General features: G+C 74.3%; 15 protein-coding genes and 1 pseudogene. 13 read left to right on the top strand and 3 right to left on the bottom strand.

Annotation, left to right across the window (positions count from 1 at the left end; all coding sequences use genetic code 11):
* The first annotated feature begins 1,732 nt into the window (after positions 1-1,732).
* From sucC to GBN72_RS35230, 3 genes and pseudogenes are all read left to right on the top strand, one after another.
* On the top strand, positions 1,733-2,911 hold the full coding sequence (gene sucC, locus GBN72_RS12075) for an ADP-forming succinate--CoA ligase subunit beta (protein ID WP_151771693.1): 1,179 nt from the start codon (positions 1,733-1,735) through the stop codon (positions 2,909-2,911).
* Positions 2,912-2,939: 28 nt separating this feature from the next.
* The gene (gene sucD, locus GBN72_RS12070; RefSeq protein ID WP_151771692.1) at positions 2,940-3,824 is read left to right on the top strand and encodes a succinate--CoA ligase subunit alpha; all 885 of its coding nucleotides are present in this window, start codon (positions 2,940-2,942) and stop codon (positions 3,822-3,824) included.
* Between the two features lie 266 nt (positions 3,825-4,090).
* Positions 4,091-4,513 (top strand): annotated as a pseudogene (locus GBN72_RS35230) (ArsR/SmtB family transcription factor); the annotation flags it as partial.
* Positions 4,514-4,564: 51 nt separating this feature from the next.
* Here the strand turns inward: GBN72_RS35230 and GBN72_RS12060 are convergent.
* Positions 4,565-5,977 (bottom strand): cell division protein PerM, encoded by a 1,413-nt coding sequence (locus GBN72_RS12060; protein WP_151771690.1) that lies wholly within the window; start codon positions 5,975-5,977, stop codon positions 4,565-4,567.
* Positions 5,978-6,343: 366 nt separating this feature from the next.
* Here GBN72_RS12060 and GBN72_RS12050 point away from each other — a divergent pair, with 366 nt between their 5' ends.
* Positions 6,344-7,195, top strand: coding sequence for a SigE family RNA polymerase sigma factor (locus GBN72_RS12050; protein ID WP_151771688.1), 852 nt, complete (start codon positions 6,344-6,346; stop codon positions 7,193-7,195).
* 86 nt (positions 7,196-7,281) lie between these two features.
* On the opposite strand, the gene GBN72_RS12045 is transcribed toward GBN72_RS12050, so the two are convergent.
* Positions 7,282-8,004: a hypothetical protein gene (locus tag GBN72_RS12045; RefSeq protein ID WP_369695882.1), complete on the bottom strand. Its 723-nt coding sequence runs from the start codon at positions 8,002-8,004 to the stop codon at positions 7,282-7,284.
* A gap of 651 nt (positions 8,005-8,655) precedes the next feature.
* On the opposite strand from GBN72_RS12045, the gene purN reads away from it, so the two are divergent.
* Both purN and purH read left to right on the top strand, forming a co-directional pair.
* Entirely contained in the window at positions 8,656-9,297 is a 642-nt protein-coding gene (gene purN, locus GBN72_RS12040) for a phosphoribosylglycinamide formyltransferase (protein WP_151771686.1), read from the top strand.
* Positions 9,294-10,874: a bifunctional phosphoribosylaminoimidazolecarboxamide formyltransferase/IMP cyclohydrolase gene (gene purH, locus GBN72_RS12035; protein WP_151771685.1), complete on the top strand. Its 1,581-nt coding sequence runs from the start codon at positions 9,294-9,296 to the stop codon at positions 10,872-10,874. Before purN ends, purH begins: the two co-directional genes overlap by 4 nt.
* A gap of 165 nt (positions 10,875-11,039) precedes the next feature.
* Here purH and GBN72_RS12030 read toward each other — a convergent pair whose 3' ends face one another.
* Positions 11,040-11,654: a hypothetical protein gene (locus GBN72_RS12030; RefSeq protein ID WP_151771684.1), complete on the bottom strand. Its 615-nt coding sequence runs from the start codon at positions 11,652-11,654 to the stop codon at positions 11,040-11,042.
* A 287-nt stretch (positions 11,655-11,941) separates the two neighbouring features.
* Here GBN72_RS12030 and GBN72_RS12025 point away from each other — a divergent pair, with 287 nt between their 5' ends.
* The 7 genes from GBN72_RS12025 to GBN72_RS11995 all read left to right on the top strand — a co-directional run bounded on the left by GBN72_RS12025 (position 11,942) and on the right by GBN72_RS11995 (position 19,473).
* Positions 11,942-12,796 carry a bifunctional methylenetetrahydrofolate dehydrogenase/methenyltetrahydrofolate cyclohydrolase gene (locus tag GBN72_RS12025; RefSeq protein ID WP_151771683.1) on the top strand — a complete coding sequence of 285 codons (855 nt, stop codon included), beginning with the start codon at positions 11,942-11,944 and terminating at the stop codon, positions 12,794-12,796.
* Between the two features lie 82 nt (positions 12,797-12,878).
* A complete protein-coding gene (locus tag GBN72_RS12020; protein WP_151772011.1) occupies positions 12,879-13,406 on the top strand; it encodes a DUF3017 domain-containing protein in 528 nt (175 codons plus the stop codon).
* 130 nt (positions 13,407-13,536) lie between these two features.
* Positions 13,537-14,628, top strand: a complete 1,092-nt coding sequence (locus tag GBN72_RS12015) for a helix-turn-helix domain-containing protein (protein ID WP_151771682.1) — start codon at positions 13,537-13,539, stop codon at positions 14,626-14,628.
* 410 nt (positions 14,629-15,038) lie between these two features.
* Positions 15,039-16,028 carry a malate dehydrogenase gene (locus tag GBN72_RS12010; RefSeq protein ID WP_151771681.1) on the top strand — a complete coding sequence of 330 codons (990 nt, stop codon included), beginning with the start codon at positions 15,039-15,041 and terminating at the stop codon, positions 16,026-16,028.
* Between the two features lie 220 nt (positions 16,029-16,248).
* Positions 16,249-18,114, top strand: coding sequence for an AbeC-like domain-containing protein (locus GBN72_RS12005; protein WP_439959751.1), 1,866 nt, complete (start codon positions 16,249-16,251; stop codon positions 18,112-18,114).
* Positions 18,104-18,469: a hypothetical protein gene (locus GBN72_RS12000; RefSeq protein ID WP_151771680.1), complete on the top strand. Its 366-nt coding sequence runs from the start codon at positions 18,104-18,106 to the stop codon at positions 18,467-18,469. Before GBN72_RS12005 ends, GBN72_RS12000 begins: the two co-directional genes overlap by 11 nt.
* Complete coding sequence (locus tag GBN72_RS11995; RefSeq protein ID WP_151771679.1) at positions 18,466-19,473, top strand: serine/threonine kinase C-terminal domain-containing protein; 1,008 nt, start codon at positions 18,466-18,468, stop codon at positions 19,471-19,473. Before GBN72_RS12000 ends, GBN72_RS11995 begins: the two co-directional genes overlap by 4 nt.
* Positions 19,474-19,660: the final 187 nt, after the last annotated feature.

Raw genomic sequence — 19,660 nt, 5'->3', positions numbered from 1 at the left:
GGCCCGTCCCTGACGGTGCTCGTCCCTCCGCGCCCGCTCGGCGTTCCCCCACCGCCGGGACCGTTCAGCGCTCTGCGTCGGGTGCGGCCGGGGGCGTGCGGGTGCCGGGCGGTGCGGGCGGGCCTGAAGTTCGCCCCCTAGCTGGGCACGGTCAGGCCCGGTCGGTGGGGGTGCCGTCCACGGAGCCGCCACCGCGGTCACCCGTTCGGGTGGGGTCGCTGTCGGCGCGGTTGACGGCCTGTGGCCCCCTCGGCTGCGGGGGCCGTCGGTGCCGGCGGCCGTGTCGCCGACCGCGAGGTCCGGGACCTGGGGTGGTGGAGAGGCCGCCGCCGACGGCGGGGAGGCCGTGCGGGTGCCGCCCGTCGCGGACCCGGGCCGCACGGGGGAGGCCCCGTCGCGGACCGTGGCGTCGTCGACGCCGGTGACCTGGCCTCCTGCCGCTGCCGCTGCCGCTGCCGCTGCCGCTGCCGCTGCCGCTGCCGCTGCCGCTGCCGCCCGCGTCGCCTGCCCTTGTCTGCCGGGCCACCGGTCCTGGCCTTCGGCCCACCCCGGCGCGGCGGTCCGGCCGTCGGCCCGCTCGGCCCGTGGGCCGTCCGGTCGGTCGGCTGTGCCGCGGTCAGGCGGTCCGCCCGTCGGGGTGCCCTCTGATTGCCCGTGGCGTGCCCGGTCACGCCGCGCCGGTCGCCTACGGTGTCGCCGGCCGGCGCCGCAGGCCGTGCACGGCGCCAGCAGGACTGCTGGACCTGCCGTGGCCGCGCGACGACTGCTGTCGCCTCGGTCGTGCGCGAGGTTGACGCGGCCGCCGGGGCCGCGGGCCGGGATGCCCGGGCCGCGGCCGTTCCCCTGGTGGACGGCGTGCGCGGCGCCGCAGCCGAGGCGGTGCGGCGGGTGGCGGGCACGGAACGCGGCACGGTCCCCGGGACCGACGCCGCGAGGTCCATGAGGCGCGGGACGCGGTCGGCGCCGTCGTCCGGCAGGTGGGGACCGAACCGCCCCCGCGACCGCCCCCGCCGCCCCCACCGCCGGGGTCACCCCGGCGATCTGCGGCGCCGTAGGCCCGGCGGATCGCCGACGCCACGGTGGGCACCGCCCCGGCCGTCGTCCGACGGCGAGGTCCTGGGGGCGCGGCGAAGGAGGCCGTCCCGCTCGCTGCCGGAGTACCGGAGTACCGGAGTACCGGAGTACCGGAGTACCGGAGTACCGGAGTACCGGAGTACCGGGGTGCGGGGTGCCGGGGGGCGGGCGAGGCCGGGCCGGGCTGCGGGGGCGCCTCGCCCGGCCGCCGCCGCCTTCGCGCACGGCGTTGCCGGGAGGATCACGGACAGCTCGGCCGAGGCGTCAGTGCGTGGGGTGCCCGGCGCGCACGGCGCCGTCCTCGACCCCCAAGGCGAGCTCGCGTCGGGCCGCGCCGTCCGCCCGTACGCCGACCGACCGGCCCCCGACCGGCCCCCGACCTCACCGGGTCGGGGCCCGGCCCGGTGAGGTCGGTCGAGCAGGGCCGAACCGGTGAAAACCCGTGATCACCTGGGACAACATGTGACCGTTATCACCGCTCATGTGTGATGCCCGAATTAGAGCCCTCGCGGGTGGCGGGGATACCCTGCCGGACGGACATGCCGCGCGCTCGGACACCGTGTGCGCCCCCCTTGTGACACAGCGGACGTCACGTTGCCCTTCGCGGCACGCCCACGCATCCAACGAACCGCGAGATCACTGATAGGGACGGAAGCGCGTGGACCTGTTCGAGTACCAGGCGAGGGACCTCTTCGCCAAGCACGATGTACCGGTGCTTGCCGGTGAAGTCATCGACACGCCTGAGGCGGCGCGCGAGATCACCGAGCGACTCGGCGGCAAGTCGGTCGTCAAGGCGCAGGTGAAGGTCGGTGGCCGCGGCAAGGCCGGTGGCGTCAAGGTGGCCGGCTCGCCCGACGAGGCCGTGGCCCGGGCCACCGACATCCTCGGCATGGACATCAAGGGCCACACGGTCCACAAGGTCATGCTGGCGGAGCTGGCGCCGGAGATCGCGGAGGAGTACTACGTCTCCTTCCTCCTCGACCGTGCCAACCGCACGTTCCTCTCCATCGCCTCCGTCGAGGGCGGCATGGACATCGAGGAGGTGGCGGCCAACCGCCCCGAGGCCGTCGCCAAGACCCCGATCGACGCGATCGACGGTGTCACCCCGGAGAAGGCCCGCGAGATCGTCGAGGCCGCCAAGTTCCCGGCCGAGGTCGCCGACAAGGTCGTCGACGTGCTGGTGAAGCTCTGGGACGTCTTCCTCAAGGAGGACGCCCTCCTGGTCGAGGTGAACCCGCTGGCCAAGGTGGCCTCCGGCGACATCCTCGCCCTGGACGGCAAGGTCTCCCTGGACGACAACGCCGAGTTCCGTCACCCCGACTTCGAGGCGCTCCACGACAAGGCCGCGGCGAACCCGCTCGAGGCCGCTGCCAAGGAGAAGGGCCTCAACTACGTCAAGCTCGACGGTGAGGTCGGCATCATCGGCAACGGCGCCGGTCTGGTCATGTCGACCCTGGACGTCGTCGCGTACGCCGGTGAGGCCCACGGCGGCGTGAAGCCCGCCAACTTCCTCGACATCGGTGGCGGCGCCTCCGCCCAGGTGATGGCGAACGGCCTCGAGATCATCCTCGGCGACCCGGACGTCCGCTCCGTGTTCGTCAACGTCTTCGGTGGCATCACCGCCTGTGACGAGGTCGCCAACGGCATCGTCCAGGCCCTCCAGCTCCTCGAGGACAAGGGCGAGAAGGTGGAGAAGCCGCTCGTCGTCCGCCTCGACGGCAACAACGCCGAGCTGGGTCGCAAGATCCTCAGCGACGCCAACCACCCGCTGGTCCAGCGCGTCGACACCATGGACGGTGCGGCCGCGAAGGCCGCCGAGCTCGCCGCCGCCAAGTAAGCACCGAGGACGAGGACATCCACACACCATGTCTATCTGGCTCAACAAGGACAGCAAGGTCATCGTCCAGGGCATGACCGGTGCCACGGGCATGAAGCACACCAAGCTCATGCTCGGCGACGGCACCAACGTCGTGGGCGGCGTCAACCCGCGCAAGGCGGGTCAGACGGTCGACTTCGACGGCACCGAGGTACCGGTCTTCGGCTCCGTCAAGGACGCCATCGAGAAGACCGGCGCCGACGTCACGGTCATCTTCGTCCCGGAGAAGTTCACCAAGGACGCGGTCATCGAGGCGATCGACGCCGAGATCCCGCTGGCCGTGGTGATCACCGAGGGCATCGCCGTGCACGACAGCGCCGCGTTCTGGGCGTACGCCGGCAAGAAGGGCAACAAGACCCGGATCATCGGCCCGAACTGCCCCGGCATCATCACGCCGGGCGGCTCGAACGTCGGCATCATCCCGGGCGACATCACCAAGCCGGGCCGCATCGGCCTGGTCTCGAAGTCCGGCACGCTGACGTACCAGATGATGTACGAGCTGCGTGACATCGGCTTCACCACCGCCGTCGGCATCGGTGGCGACCCGATCATCGGCACCACGCACATCGACGCCCTGGCCGCGTTCCAGGACGACCCCGACACCGACCTGATCGTGATGATCGGTGAGATCGGCGGCGACGCCGAGGAGCGTGCGGCCGCGTTCATCGCGGAGAACGTGACCAAGCCGGTCGTCGGCTACGTCGCGGGCTTCACCGCGCCGGAGGGCAAGACCATGGGTCACGCCGGTGCGATCGTGTCCGGTTCGTCCGGCACGGCTCAGGCGAAGAAGGAGGCCCTCGAGGCCGCCGGTGTCAAGGTCGGCAAGACGCCGACCGAGACCGCGAAGCTCGCCCGCGAGATCCTCGCCGGCTGACGCCGCCTCTCCTTCCGGCGGGCCCGCGCCCGGGGGTACACCCCCTGAGCGCGGGCCCGCCGCCGTTTCCGGTCCCGGCCGGCCCTGCCGCCCGTCGCCCCTGGCCGGGGCCCGGTGTCACACATCCCGGCTGCGGAGCCTGGCCAGCAGGCCCCGTCGTCGTGGCGCCTCGCTCCGCTGTGCGGCGTGGCGGAGTTCGGCCACGACCCGCCAGTCGTGCCGGCCCGGGGCGGGCGGATACGGGGTGCCGTGCTGGGCGGCGCGCCGGCCGGGCCTCGGCGTACGCCGACCCCGACGACCCGGGAGTCACGCTGATACCGACCACGCTGGGCCGGCCCCATCTGCTGTTCGCCCACGCGCCCGGCCGGCGACCGGTGCTGCAGTACCCGGTGGACAGCGGCGAGCTGACGACTCCGGTCAGCCTGCGCGAGGTGCAGCGGCGGCTCGACGCGCTGGCCCACCCGCTGCGGATGCGCCTGTGCCGCACGCTCGCCCGCGGCCCGCACACCACGGGCGAACTGGTGGAGGCCTACGGCGTCACCGCGCCCGAGGTCTCCCGGCACCTGGCCGTGCTCAAGAGGGCCGGACTGCTGACCACCCGGCGCCGGGGCCGCTACGTGCTGTACCAGCTGGAGCTGGGTGCGGTGAGCAGGCTGGGCAGCGACTTCATCGAGGGCGTGCTGCGCTGAACCCGGCGGACCGCCCCGCCCGCGCGGCGGCTCGGCCGCCGTCAGGCCCGGTCAGCGGCGGAGGAGGTCCCAGCGGGCCAGGAGTGCCGTGAGCAGGGCCGGGGGGAGGGTCCACGCCGCGGCGGCCAGCCCCGTCCGCCACCAGGAAGGGCCGAACGCGGCGAGGGCACCGGTGCCGATCGGGCCCGAGGCGAGGGCCGTGAGGGCGGCCAGGGCGGCGGCGCCGAGGAGACACGCCAGCGCGGCCAGCACCGCCGTGCGGAGCCACGGCCACGGTACGCGCGCCGCGGCGGCCCGCCGGGCGACCCGTGCCCCGATGGCCGCCCCCGCCAGCACCGGCACCGCCGCCAGACCCCACGCCGGCGCCGTCCCCAGCCCTCCGGCCGGCACCGCCGCCAGCCAGGGGAAGACCGGCAGCGCGGGCACCGCGCCGCCGACGCCCAGCGGCGTCACCACCGCCGGACCCACCGCGAACCCCGGCCCCAGCGCGTACGAGGCCGCCCACACCGCCGCGCTCGGCAGCAACGCCAGGCAGAGCAGCAGCAGGGTCACGCCGTCCAGCCAGCCCCCGGCCAGCCGGCCGAACGCCTCGCCCGCGTCACCCGCCCGCAGCGCCAGCGCCACCACGGCCAGCAGCGCGCCGCCGCCCAGCAGTGCCGCCGTGCCCTCCCCGGCCGCCCGGAACACGGCGGTCAGCCGACGGCCGCGGTCGGCCCGGCCGAGGAGGAGGTCGGGAAGGCGTCCCTCCCACCGGTCCACCGCCTGCCGCGGGCGGTCGCACCCGGCCCACACACCGCCCGCCGCCAGGACGGCGGTCAGCGCCGGCAGGCACAGCGTCGTCCAGCCCCACCCCGGCCGGTACTCCCCGCCCGTGGCGTACAGCGCGGCGACCAGCCCGGCCGCCAGGTATCCGGCCGTCACCCCGGCCCACGCGGCCGTCGGCCGAGGTGGCGTGGCGTCCTCGTCGCGGCCGCCCTCCGCGGCGAACCGTCCCGCCCGGTGCAGCAGGAGCACCGGCAGCGCGGTGAGCAGCAGCGGTGCCACTCCCACGGGCGCGGGGACGCCGGACAGCGTCTCGGTGCGGACCAGTTCGACGCCGTGCGCCAGCAGCCAGAGCGCGGCCGTGGTGTGCAGGGCGTTGCCGGGCCCGCCGTCGGGATAGGGCGAGGTCATCCAGAGCAGCAGCACCGGGACCGCGAGCAGCACCAGCCCCGCCCCGGCCGCCGCCAGGCCCGCCACCAGCGCGGGAAGCGGCGGCAGCGGAACCGCCGGGCCGTGCGGCCGGGCACCCGGCCCGTTCGCTCCCGCCCCCCTGATCGCCGCACGCAGGCCCGCCGTCCCACGGGCAGCCGTGGCCGGCAGCGCCCTCCCCAGCAGCAGCCGCAGCCGCAGCCGGAGGGCGAGCCGCAGCAGCAGCCCGGCCAGGAACCGGCGCGGGGCCGACGGCGGACGCGAGGCCGCCACCCGCGACAGCGGCTCGGGCGGGTCCGCCCGCCCGGACGGCGCGGACGCAGGTGACGAGGACGGCGGCGACGAGGACTGCGGCAGTGACTGCGGCAGAGGCGATGCTCCCGGAGACGCCGGAGACGCCGGAGACGCCGGAGACGCCGGAGACGCCGGAGACGCCGGAGACGCCGGGGACGCCGGGGACGCCGGGGACGCCGGGGACGGTGCGGACGACGGGGGAGGAGGCGCGGTCTCGGGCACGCCGCCATGCTCCCAACGACACCCGCATTCCCCCCGCAACAGGCGCATGCAGGACGTGTCGCCCATCATGCGCTTAGAGGCTTTTCGGTGCGAACAGTGACGTTCCGTGCGAAGGAGAGGCGCGTGAGGAGTGACGGGGTCACGCCCGTGACGCCTGAGCAGGCGTTCGACGAGCTGTACGCAGCCTGCGCGCCGACCCTGGTCCGGCAGACCTACCTGCTCACCGGGCGGCACGGCCTCGCGCTGGAGTCGGTGGAACGGGCCTTCCGGCACGCCTGGCACCGCTGGCCGGAGGTGGCACTCGACCCTGACCCCCCGAGCTGGGTGCGGGCGGCGGCGTACGAGCACGCGCTGTCCCCCTGGCGGCGGCTGCGGCGCAGGCACCGGCGGAGGGAACGGGACCCGGTGGCGAGTCTCGCCTCACCCGCCGACCGCTCCCTGCTGGCCGCGCTGACCGCCCTGCCTCCGCCGTCCAGGCGCACCCTGCTGCTCTACGACGGCCTGGGACTGGACCTGCCCGAGACCGCGGCGGAGACCGAGGCGTCCACGGCGGCGGCCGCCGGCCGGCTCCGGTACGCCCGGGAGGCGGTGGCCGCGAGGCTGCCGGAACTGGGCGATCCCGACACGCTGCGGCAGCGGATGGCGGAGACGGCGCGGTCGGCGACGTCGACCACCCGGCCCCGGCCGCCGCGGCCGTCGTCGGTCCGCAGACGCGCGGAGCGGGTGGCCTGGGGGTGGACCGGGGCGGTGGCCGGGGCGGCGGCGGTGCTGGGCGCGCTGACGCTGGGCTGGCCGGTCACCGCCGCGAACCCGCCCGAGCCGCCGGTCGCGGAGCACGAGCGGGTGAGGGGCGGGCCGGTGCCGGGAGCGCCTGGGGGGCCGTCCACGTCGGAGGGCACGCCGCGCACGCCGCGCACGAAGCCGGAGCGGCCCCCGGCCACCGGGCCGACCCGCGTTCTCCCGCGGGCCGGCTGAGTGGAACGGGGGCCGCTCCCCGGGGAGCCCCGGTCAGGCCCAGGCCCAGGTCCAGACCCAGGGCCAGGCCCAGGCCCAGGGCCAGGTCAGCTCGGCCCGGTCAGGCTCTCGCGCAGGTTGTCCGGCACGCCCTCCGGCAGGTGCTCGACGCAGGCCTGGCGGGCGTCGCGGGTGAGGGCGTCGTCGGTGCAGACGAAGAAGTCCCGCAGGAAGACCTGCTGGGCCAGGATCAGCAGGGCCACCATCAGCAGCGCGATGGAGCCCGAGACGATGCCGATGATCGCCGCCCGCCGCTGCGGATTGCGCGCCGGAGCACCGGCGGGCGTCGCGGGGGCCGCGGCCGCCGGGCTGTCCGGGTCCTTGGGGCGCGCGGGGGAGCGCAGGGCGCTGATGCCCCAGTGCAGGGCGAGCGCGCCGAGCAGCAGGGCGAGCCAGGGCAGCCCGAAGAGCGTGAAGATCAGGCCCCAGGTGCCGCTGAGCAGGGAATACCGGGCGCGCCGCTGGGCGGGGTCGGTGGGGTCCCAGCGCAGGCCGGAGCCCCCGGGGCCCTGCTCGGAACCGCCCTGTCCCGGGCCGGGGCCCTGACCGCCCTGGCCCGGCCCGCCGGGCCGCTGGCCCCAGCCGGCCCAGCCGCCGCCACCGCTCTCGGGCTGCCGGTCGCTCCAGCGGCCTTCCTGCGAGGGCTGGTTCTCCGGCGGCGGGGCGAACGGGTTGTCCTCGTTGTCGCCGGCCGCGTTCCGCCGGCCGTCGCTGTCCCGCCGGCCGTCACGGGCCGTGGAACCGGGCTCGGAGGGCTTCCGCAGCAGCACGCCGCCACGCTCCCCTCCCGGCGAGGCATGTCCCCGTGTACCGGGCGCGAGGCGCGTGGGAAGGGTGAGGAGTCGCGGACTGCTGCGGTCGGGCATCGGGTGAGCGTCTTCCCCTGACTGGAACGGCTGGTGACTGAAGAGACTGACGTGCTGTCTGACGTGTGGTCCGGCGTGTGGTCCGGCGTGTGGTCCGGCGGGCTGTTCCTACCTGCTGGCCTGGCGTGCTGCTCCGGTGTGGTCTCGCGTGCGGGTCTGACGGCTGGACGGCTGGAAGGGCTGCGTCCCGCCGCACCGGCCGAAGCTGCCGGTTGCCACGACGGCGCCGCCCGAAGACCGCGGGAAGAGCGTCGCGGGTGTGCCGTACGGCACATCCCACGCCGGGAGGGACCCCAGGGCCCCGGCCCCTTCCCTCTTCGGAACGCGTGGCGCACCTGGGACGTTCCCGCCCGGTGCCGCGTCGCACAGGGCAGACGCTACCGCCCGGCCCCGCCCCCGTCCCGTGGGGGCCGTCCGAAGTGCCGGGTATCGTTGCTGCCGGTCGACCGCTTCGTAGACTTCCCCGTATACCGGGGCGCGAAGCATTCGTACGTCCGTACAAAGCCGCGCGTACGACCGGCCGGAAACGCCGCTCCCCCGAGAAAGGGCCCCGCCGTGGCCGCCGCCAAGCCGCCCGCGTCCGTGGTCAAGCGCCTCGTCGTCCTGGTCTCCGGATCCGGTACGAACCTCCAGGCTCTCCTCGACGCCATCGAGACGACCGGCACCGAGGAGTACGGGGCCGAGATCGTCGCCGTCGGCGCCGACCGGGAAGGCATCGAGGGGCTGGCCCGCGCCGAGCGCGCCGGGCTGCCGACCTTCGTCGTCCGGGTGAAGGACCACGCCACGCGTGAGGGGTGGGACGCCGCGCTCGCCGAGGCGGTCGCCGACCACCGGCCCGACCTGGTCGTCTCCGCCGGTTTCATGAAGATCGTGGGCAAGGAGTTCCTGGCCCGCTTCGGCGGACGGTTCGTCAACACGCACCCCGCCCTGCTGCCCAGTTTTCCCGGGGCCCATGGCGTGCGGGACGCGCTCGCGTACGGCGCCAGGGTCACCGGATGCACCGTCCACTTCGTCGACGACGGCGTCGACACCGGCCCGATCATCGCCCAGGGCGTGGTCGAGATCCGGGACGAGGACGACGAGAGCGCTCTGCACGAGCGCATCAAGGAAGTCGAGCGAAGGCTGCTCGTCGATGTCGTGGGGCGTCTCGCCCGCAACGGCTACCGCATTGAGGGACGAAAGGTAGTTATCCCGTGACCGCCGACAGCACTGTCACGACCCAGCGGCCCATCCGTCGCGCGCTGGTCAGCGTCTACGACAAGACCGGCCTCGAGGAGCTGGCCCAGGGCCTTCACGAGGCGGGCGTCGAGCTGGTCTCCACCGGCTCCACGGCCGGCCGGATCGCCGCCGCGGGCGTGCCCGTCACCAAGGTCGAGGAGCTGACCGGCTTCCCGGAGTGCCTCGACGGCCGCGTCAAGACGCTGCACCCGAAGGTCCACGCCGGCATCCTGGCCGACCTGCGCCTGGACAGCCACCGGCAGCAGCTCGACGAGCTGGGCGTCGCCCCCTTCGACCTGGTGGTCGTCAACCTCTACCCGTTCCGGGAGACCGTCGCCTCCGGCGCCTCGGCCGACGAGTGCGTCGAGCAGATCGACATCGGCGGCCCCTCCATGGTCCGCGCCGCCGCCAAGAACCACCCCTCGGTCGCCGTGGTCACCAGCCCGGCCCGCTACGCCGACGTGCTGGCCGCGGTGAAGGGCGGCGGGTTCGACCTGGCCGCCCGCAAGCGGCTGGCCGCCGAGGCGTTCCAGCACACCGCCTCCTACGACGTGGCCGTCGCCTCCTGGTTCGCCTCGGAGTACGCCCCGGCGGACGAGCAGTCGCAGTTCCCCGACTTCCTCGGCGCCACCTGGCAGCGCAGCCACACCCTGCGCTACGGCGAGAACCCGCACCAGCCCGCCGCGCTCTACCTCTCCGAGGACGCGAACGGCGGCCTGGCCCGCGCCGAGCAGCTGCACGGCAAGGAGATGTCGTACAACAACTACACGGACACGGACGCCGCGCGCCGTGCCGCGTACGACCACGCCGAGCCCTGCGTCGCGATCATCAAGCACGCCAACCCGTGCGGCATCGCGGTCGGCGCCGACGTCGCCGAGGCCCACCGCAAGGCGCACGCCTGCGACCCGCTCTCCGCGTTCGGCGGCGTGATCGCGGTCAACCGGCCCGTGTCGAAGGAGATGGCCGAGCAGGTCGCCGAGATCTTCACCGAGGTCATCGTCGCGCCCGGTTACGAGGACGGCGCCGTCGAGGTCCTCGCCCGGAAGAAGAACATCCGCGTCCTGCGGGCCCCCGAGGCCCCGTCGGCGCCCGTCGAGGTCAAGCCGATCGACGGCGGCGCGCTGCTCCAGGTCACCGACCGGCTCCAGGCCGAGGGCGACGACCCGGCCAACTGGACGCTGGCCACCGGCGAGGCGCTCTCCGAGGCCGAGCTGGCCGAGCTGGCGTTCGCCTGGAAGGCGTGCCGCGCGGTGAAGTCCAACGCGATCCTGCTCGCCAAGGACGGCGCCTCGGTCGGTGTCGGCATGGGCCAGGTCAACCGGGTCGACTCCGCCAAGCTGGCCGTCGAGCGGGCCGGCGAGGAGCGGGCGCGCGGCTCCTACGCCGCCTCCGACGCGTTCTTCCCGTTCCCGGACGGGCTGGAGATCCTCACCGCGGCGGGCGTCAAGGCCGTGGTCCAGCCGGGCGGTTCGGTCCGCGACGAGCTGGTGGTCGAGGCCGCGAAGAAGGCGGGCGTCACCATGTACTTCACCGGCACGCGGCACTTCTTCCACTGAGGTTCTTCCACCGAGGTTCCGCTGAACGCGGACCTGGTCCGCCGGTGACATGACGCGGCGGCGGTGTCGGCCTCCCATGGGGGGTGGGCCGATACCGCCGCCGTTCGCCGTTGCGCCGGGCCGTACCCCGGGCTCGGTACCGGGGGCGGGCTCAGTGCCGCAGGCTCAGTACCGCGGGCGGTTGAACCAGGCCTTGCCGGAGGGCTGGGCGCAGGCGGCGATCATGACGCCGCTGAAGGCCAGCCACAGCACGCCCGCGAACCCGCCGCCGACCAGGGCCAGCAGACCCATCGCGGCGCCGACCGCGCCGTAGACGATGGTGGTGACCCGCACGCCGTTGCCGCCCTTGGCGAACTTCACGCCGAGCGTGATGGACAGCGGCGACAGCGCCAGGAACAGCAGGCCCAGGCCCGCGAATATGCCGGTGACCGCGTCCGGGCTGATGCCGGTGAGACCGGCGCTCTCCAGCTGGCTCGTGGTCAGCGCGCCGCTGCCCGCGGCGGCGAGCAGCAGGATGCCGCCGACGATGATCTGGAAGCCGCCGATGATGAACAGGAACACCCGCGCCGTCACGAGGAGACCCGGCATCGACTGGGGGACCGGCGTGGCGCCCGGGTAGCTGGGGTAGCCCTGCTGCTGGGGGTGCTGCGGGTACCCGTAGCCCTGCTGCTGCTGCTGCTGGGCGGGCGGCTGCTGCTGCTGCGGGTAGCCGTAACCGGGGCCGGACGGCGGCTGCTGCTGCGGCGCTCCGTAGGGGTTGTTGGGGTCGCCATAGCTCATGGTGGTTCCCTTTCTCCGAAACCTCGACGCATGACAGGGCCACGACGGGCGATCGTGTGCGGAGGAAAGGTGCGCGTGTGCGGTCTGGCCCCCCGGTATTGCCCGCTGCACTGCCGATTCATCGTTCTGCACCGATTGGCCCCTGTCCACCCGTCGGGGCGACCTGTTGCGGAAGTGCAACGCGCGGCTCACCGGGAGTAGGCGCAGGCCGGAGCCGTCCGGGTTGGTCGTGGCCCCACCCCGGCCCTGTTTTGAACATGGCCAGGGTCATCCGGGAGGATGGGGGCATGAGCGCCCAGATTCTCGATGGCAAGGCCACCGCGGCCGAGATCAAGTCCGAGCTTGCCGCCCGCGTGGCGAAGCTGAAGGAGAAGGGCGTCACGCCCGGTCTCGGCACCCTGCTGGTGGGGGACGACCCCGGCAGCCGTAAGTACGTCGCCGGCAAGCACCGCGACTGCGCCCAGGTCGGCATCGCCTCCATCCAGCGTGAACTGCCCGCCACGGCCACCCAGGAGGAGATCGAGGCGGTCGTCCGCGAACTCAACGAGGACCCGGCCTGCACCGGTTACATCGTCCAGCTGCCGCTGCCCAAGGGCATCGACGAGAACCGGATCCTCGAGCTGATGGACCCGGACAAGGACGCCGACGGCCTCCACCCGATGAACCTCGGCCGCCTGGTGCTCAACGAGCCCGCACCGCTGCCCTGCACCCCCAACGGCATCCTCACGCTGCTGCGCCGCTACGGCGTGGAGACCAAGGGTGCCGAGGTGGTGGTGGTCGGGCGCGGCGTCACCATCGGCCGCCCGATGCCGCTGCTGATGACCCGCCGCTCCGAGAACGCCACGGTCACCCAGTGCCACACCGGCACCAAGGACCTGGCCGCGCACCTCAAGCGTGCCGACATCGTGGTCGCGGCGGCCGGTGCGCCGCACCTGATCCGCGCCGAGGACATCAAGCCGGGCGCGGCCGTGCTGGACGTCGGCGTCTCGCGCAACGACGAGGGCAAGATCGTCGGCGACGTCCACCCGGACGTGGCCGAGGTGGCCGGCTTCCTGTCGCCCAACCCGGGCGGCGTGGGCCCGATGACGCGGGCGCTTCTGCTGGTCAACGTGGTCGAGGCGGCGGAGCGTCGTGCCGGCTGAGACGCGGGGCGGGACCGGCTCCACGGACGCGGCGAACGTGCCGGACGCCTCGGACGCCTCGGACGCCGCGGACACCTCGGACGTGTCGGACGCCTCGGGCTCCCCGGAGACACCGGAGACCCCGGAGACCCCGGGGGCCGAGAGGGCCGAGGGCGCGTCGCCGGAGCCCGTGGTGCGGGACGCGGTCAGCGCCCCGGACGAGCAGGGGCGGCCGAGGCGGGTCACCCGCCGGTTCCCGCTGTTCACCCGGGACACCGCGCGCCCCGAGGGCGGCGGCCGCGCCGCCCCCGGGGACGCGCCGGCGCCGGCCCGGCAGTGGCCGATCCTGCTGGTCATCACGGTGGCCGCGATCGGGCTGCTGGTCACGGCGCTCGGCATGTTCCGGCTGGGCACCCTGGTGGTGGGCGCCGGGCTGCTGCTCGGCGCGGCGCTGCGGTGGGCGGTGCCCCACGTCGGCATCCTGGCGGTGCGGTCGCGGTTCACCGACGTCGTGACGTACGGGCTGCTGGGCGTGGCGATCGTGCTGCTGGCGCTGATGGTGCAGCCGGACCCCAAGCTGGAGCTGCCGTTCATCAAGGACCTCCTCCACTTCACCGTGGACGACTCCTGACCGTGTGACGGGAACGGGAGGTCTTCTCCCGCAACGGCGCGAATCGGGCTAACGTGGTCGGGACGTCCGGAATGCCGTGCGCGGGGGAGGCGCGCGGCAGGGGGCCGGACGCTCGGGCGGAGGGGGAGCCATGCCGCGTTGGAAGGCGTTGCCGGAGGAACTCGACCCGGAGGTCAGGGAGTTCACGGACGCCCTGCGGATGCTGGTGGACCGCGGCGGCCTCGGCATCGCCGCCGTCGCCGACAACACCGGGTACAGCAGGACGTCCTGGGAGCGCTACCTCAACGGCCGGCTGCTCCCGCCCAGGGGCGCGGTGATCGCGCTGGCCGAGGTGACCGGCGCCAACCCGCTGCACCTCACCACCCTGTGGGAGCTGGCGGAACGGGCGTGGAGCCGCTCGGAGATGCGGCACGACCTGACCATCGAGGCGATGCGCATCGCCCAGGCCCGCCAGGAACTGGGCGAGTTCGCCGCCCCGTCCGCTCCGTTCGCCCCGCCCGAGCCGTCCGGCACCGCAGCCGCAGCCGCAGCCGCAGCCGCGCCCGCCCTGCCGGATCCGTACCCGGCCCACGCCGCCGGGGCGGCCGCCGGGACCCCCACTGCCGGGACCCCCGCCGCCGGGACCGCCGAGGCGCGGTCCGGCCCGTCCGGCGCCGCCGGGGCCGCACCGGTGGCGACGTCCGCGCCGGGCCGGGCCGCGCCCGCCGCCCCGCCACCGCCCGCCGCCCCGGGCCGGGCCCACCGCGCGGTGACCTTCCTGGCCGGAACGGTGGGCGCCCTGCTGATCGTCGCGGCCGCGGTCTTCCTCACCCAGGCCGATCCCGAGGACGAGGCGCGGGCCTCGGACCGAGGTCCCTCCGTTCCGGCGACGAGCGCGTCCCCGCTGCCCGACGGGGTGAAGTGCCACGGCTCGGGCTGCGCGGGCGAGGACCCGGAGACGATGGGCTGCGGCGGACAGCGCGCCGTCACCGGCCGCAGCGTCACCGTGGGCCGGGCGCTCCTGGAGGTGCGGTTCAGTGAGGTGTGCGGCGCCGCCTGGGCCCGGGTCACCGGGGCGGCGGCGGGCGACCGGGTGACGGTGAGCGCCGGGGGCGGTCCGGACCGCGAGGCCGAGGTCGGGCAGGATCCCGACGCCTACACCCCCATGGTCGCCGGGCGGAGCGCGGAGAGCGTGAAGGCCTGCCTGGCGCCCGCCAAGGGCCGTCCGGTCTGCACCCGTTGACTCTTTCGGGTCATGCCGTAGGGCCGCGCGCATAAGGCCGCGGGGAGCGGGCAGGCGACCCGGATCCCCCCACGGGACGCGTGCCCGGTGGGGCGGCGATCCGGACCGGATCACCGCCCCACCGGGCACGTACGGCCCGCGGCGCGGCCGGTCGCGGTCGTGCGGCGGCGCCCGCCGCGGGGGCGCCCTGTGGGCCGGGCCACAGTCACCCGTACATAACGGGACGGCGGAGGCGCGATAGCCTGACGCCCGGATCTCTTGACGCCAAGAGATCGATCATTTGTCTCGTTGATCGATCACCATGGCGGGCAGCCGGACCGACCGTCCGGGTGCCGCCTCACGACAGGCGCCGGGGATCCCCGCACCCCGGGGCGGACCGCCCCACCGCCTGCTGTCATACGGAGAACGCCATGACCCGCACTCCCGTGAACGTCACCGTCACCGGCGCGGCCGGCCAGATCGGTTACGCCCTGCTCTTCCGCATCGCCTCCGGTCAGCTGCTCGGCGCGGACGTGCCGGTCAAGCTGCGCCTGCTGGAGATCACCCCCGCGCTCAAGGCCGCCGAGGGCACCGCCATGGAGCTCGACGACTGCGCCTTCCCGCTGCTCCAGGGCATCGAGATCACCGACGACCCGAACGTCGCCTTCGACGGCTCCAACGTCGCCCTCCTGGTCGGCGCCCGCCCGCGCACCAAGGGCATGGAGCGCGGTGACCTCCTCGAGGCCAACGGCGGCATCTTCAAGCCGCAGGGCAAGGCCATCAACGACAACGCCGCCGACGACATCCGCGTCCTGGTGGTCGGCAACCCGGCCAACACCAACGCCCTGATCGCCCAGGCCTCCGCCCCGGACGTCCCGGCCGAGCGCTTCACCGCGATGACCCGCCTCGACCACAACCGCGCGCTGACCCAGCTCGCGAAGAAGACGGGCACCTCGGTCTCCGACATCAAGCGCCTGACCATCTGGGGCAACCACTCCGCCACCCAGTACTCGGACATCCACCACGCCACCATCGGCGGCAAGAGCGCCGTCGAGGTCGTCAACGACGAGAAGTGGCTGACGGAGGAGTTCATCCCGACCGTCGCCAAGCGCGGCGCCGCGATCATCGAGGCCCGTGGCGCGTCCTCCGCCGCGTCCGCCGCCAACGCCGCCATCGACCACATCCACACCTGGGTCAACGGCACCGAGGAGGGCAACTGGACCTCCATGGCCATCCCCTCGGACGGCTCCTACGGCGTCCCGGAGGGCCTCATCTCCTCCTTCCCGGTCACCTGCAAGGACGGCAAGTACGAGATCGTCCAGGGCCTGGACATCAACGAGTTCTCCCGCACCCGGATCGACGCCTCGGTGGCCGAGCTGGCCGAGGAGCGCGACGCCGTGCGTTCGCTGGGCCTCATCTGAGCCTGACGGCACCGTTCGTCCCGACCGCCCCGGCGGCCCTTTTCACGGGCCTCCGGGGCGGTCGTGCGTCCGGTGACCGTTCGTGATCGTTCCGATGCGGTTCTCGGTTGCACCAGCCTCTCCGGTCGCCTAGATTTCACGACTCAACTGCCGTAAGCCGTACTGCCGTTCGCCGCATACGCAGAGCGTGGCAGGCGTGTTCGCACACCGGGGGATCCGCTTGACCGTCCCGTCAGTCCCGCAGCAGCCCACCGGGCCCGACCATCCGCAGCCGCCGCCCGGGCCGGTGACACCGACCGCCGTGTCACCCACGGCCGTGGGGCCGACGGTCGTGGCGCCCCACGCCAGTGAGGCGGGCCGGCTGCTGTGCGCGGGCACCTACCTGGACTCCCGGTACCGCGACCGGGTGATCGAGGAACTCTGGCTCAACGAGCAGCGGGTGTCCGCCCCCTCGCTCGGGTTCGACGCCGCCCGGGTGCTGGCGCACGCCCTGCGCGCCCGGCGCGTCGAGCTGGCCTGGGCGCTGGGCATCACCGCCCTGTGGGGCGTGGGGATGCTCATCACCCAGGGCATGCTGGCCGTCTTCCTGTTTCCCAGCCTGCTGCTGGCGCTGGCCGCCCGGCTGCGCGGGGAGGGCCGGACCGCGCCGCTGTACCGGCGGATCCCGGCGTTCGTGATGCGCTGGTGGGGCCGCGTCTTCCTGGCAGTGCTCGGCGTCACGACGCTCGGCGTGGCCCTCGGCTCCTGGGACGAGGAGAGCGGGTCGGACTACGACGGCTCGGGCTACGGGGAGTTCGGCTACGGCGACTCCGGTTACGGATACGGGGAGCCCTCCTTCGAGTTCGGCGATGTCACCGACCTCCTGAGCGGGACGGGTCAGGTGTCGGGCACCACGGCGCAGGCCTGGCTGCTGATCCTGGTCCTGGTCGCGCTCGCGCTGTGCGCGGCGGCCCAGCGGGGCCAGTTCGCGCGGGCGGTGGCCGGCGAACTCTCGCCCGGACGGTTCCCCGACGCGGCCACCGACCCCGCGGAACTCCAGCAGGGCGCGCGCTTCCAGCGGCTGATGGGGCGCATCCGGCGTGAACAGCACCAGAACGTGGTCATGTACAACGTGGCGCAGCCGTTCTGCGGTGCGGGCACACCGGTCGACACCTGGATCCTCGCCGTCGAACTGCGGCCGGCCGACCGGACGCGGAAGCCCGAGCCGATCAGCAACCGGGTGGTGCTGGACCGGGTGCGGCCGCTGCTGGAGGAGCTGCGCAGGCCGCCGCACGGCGGGCGGCCCAGCCGGGACCGGCTGCGCGGCCTGGAGGTCGACGAGTGCGTCTTCCTGCCGGCCGAGGGGCTGCGCCACCGGGACGACGCGCCCTACGGCGACGCCCCGCTGGCCGAGCACATCGACGGGTCGGTGGAGGAGGGCGCCGAACGGCGGCGCCACTTCCTGCGGATCCGGGTCGGGGGCTGGGAGGAGGAACTGGTCGTCACGGTCTTCGTGCGGGTACACACCCAGGGCAAGGTCCTGATGCTCGAGGTCGCCCCGCACGTCCTCGCGCCGGTGCGCAAGGACTTCCAGGACGTCGACCGTGCCGCGCACCGTCTGCTGTCGGCCAACCTGCTCGCCAAGGCGGCCTGGGCGGTGGCCCGGGTGCCCAGCTCCCTGGTGCGCTCGCTGATCGTCGTCGGCAAGTACCTCGCCGACAGCTGGACGCTGGCGACCGCGGGCAACGCGGCGGCCCTCGCCGAGGGCCCGTCCCTGTCGGTGCGCGAGCTGGGCGCCGCCGTGGACGGCTCGCTCTTCCAGCGGATGGACGCCGCCCGGTACCTGAAGGCCGTGCAGGACCGCATCGCCGACGGGGTGCGGCAGGCGCTGGCGGACGGCGGCTACCAGACCGACGAGTTCGTCCAGCAGATCGTCAACGTCAGCAACGGCGGCGTGCACATCGACAGCGTCGAGGGCAGCACCTTCGCCGTCGGTGAGCACGCGACCGCGTCCTCCACCTCCACCGGCCCCGTCGCCTCCGCCGGAGCCCCGGCCGCCTCCGGCGGGAAGGCCCCGCAGAAGGGATCCACCAGTCATGAGCAGTGACGAGCCCGCCGTCCGCTTCGGCAAGGTCACCAAGAGCACCTTCGCCGTGGGCAGCCACGCCCGCGCCGAGTCCCACCACTACGCGGCGGGCCGCGAGCGGGTCGAGGACCAGGACCTGCTGGAGGCGCTCCGGGAGCTGAGGTCCGAGCTGTCCGGCCGCCCGGAGTCACCCGCGGTGACCGGGATCAACGAGGCCATCGACGAGGCCGAGGAGGAGATCACCCGCACCGGCCGGGCGGGCGAGGGCCGCCGGGCCCGCCTCCGGGAGCGCCTGGAGTCGGCCGAGGGCATCACCAGCTGGATCTCGGCCGCCGCCGCGGTGGCTGCGCTGCTGGGGGTGGGCGGGGCGTCATGAGCGCTGGAGGAGCAGACGCCGCGCGGCGCTGGAACGAGGACGCGCAGCGGTGGGAGTACCCGCCCGGAGCCGCCGGAATCGGAGCCGCCGGAACCGGAGCCGCCGGGACGGTCGTGACGCCGTCCGCGCCGCCGGTGCCGCCCGCACCGTCGGCGCCGCCCGGGCCCGCCGGCGGGGGCGGTCCCTCGTACCCCTCGGCCCCGCCCGGGCTGCCGCCCGTGTTCGGGCCGTCCACCCCGCCCGCCGCTCCGCCGGACCGCACGACGGCCGTCGTCGGCGGCGTCGGCGGTGTCGGCGGGGCCCGCGGAACGGGCGACGGACGGCGGCGGTTGCTGCGGGTGGCCCTCCCGGTGCTGGTCGTGGGTGCTCTGGCCGGGGCGGCCGTGGGCTGGCAGCTGGTCGGCGGCGACGACCGTCCGTCCGGGGCGACGCCGGCCACCACGCCCACCACGGCCGCCGTGGATCCGGAGCCCACCGACGACCCCGCCGTCGCCACCGGCCCGGCCGAGACCCCGCAGGAGTCGCCCTCCCAGGACGGTGCCCAGGTGCCCGACGGGTACCGCCTGGCGGAGGACCCGGCCGGTTTCACCCTCGCCGTGCCCGAGGACTGGATCCGCGACGAGCGGGACAACGGCGTCTTCTACACGCCGGGGGACGACAGTTCCCTGGTCCAGGTCTTCGAGGTGACCGAGCCGGGGATCACGCCGCTGGAGTCGCTGGAGGCCGCCTCCGAGCACCTGGCGTCGCAGCCGGGGTACGAGGAGATCTCCCTCACCGGGACCGGGCCGCTGGAGGGCGCCTCGGACGCCGTCGGCGCGGACGCCGCGGAGCTGGTCTACGCGTACGACAGCGAGGAACTCGGCTTCCGCAAGCAGGTCGTGGACTGCGTCTTCACGGCGGACGACGGGAGGATGTACGCCGTGCTGGTCGCCGGACCGGCCGACGAGTGGCCGGTGCAGGAGGAGCAACTGGCGGCCGCGCTGGACCACTTCGCCATCTCCTGATCGGACGTCGGGCGCGCACACGGACGTAACGTGAGCAACACGCACAACGCGTGTGACGCACAAAGCTTTTCCGTCCCATGGGAACCACGGGTTCCGCGGTGTGACTATCATGTGGCCCTCGGTCGCGTTCGCGACTGTTCACAAGCACCCCCATTCCTCGGGGAGTTGCAGATTTCGCGGGCTGGTG

Origin of the sequence: Streptomyces abyssomicinicus (assembly GCF_008974245.1) — a bacterium.
GTDB lineage: Bacteria > Actinomycetota > Actinomycetes > Streptomycetales > Streptomycetaceae > Streptomyces > Streptomyces abyssomicinicus.
Note: the sequence above shows the minus strand (reverse complement) of the source record. Positions and strands in the feature narration are given on the sequence as shown.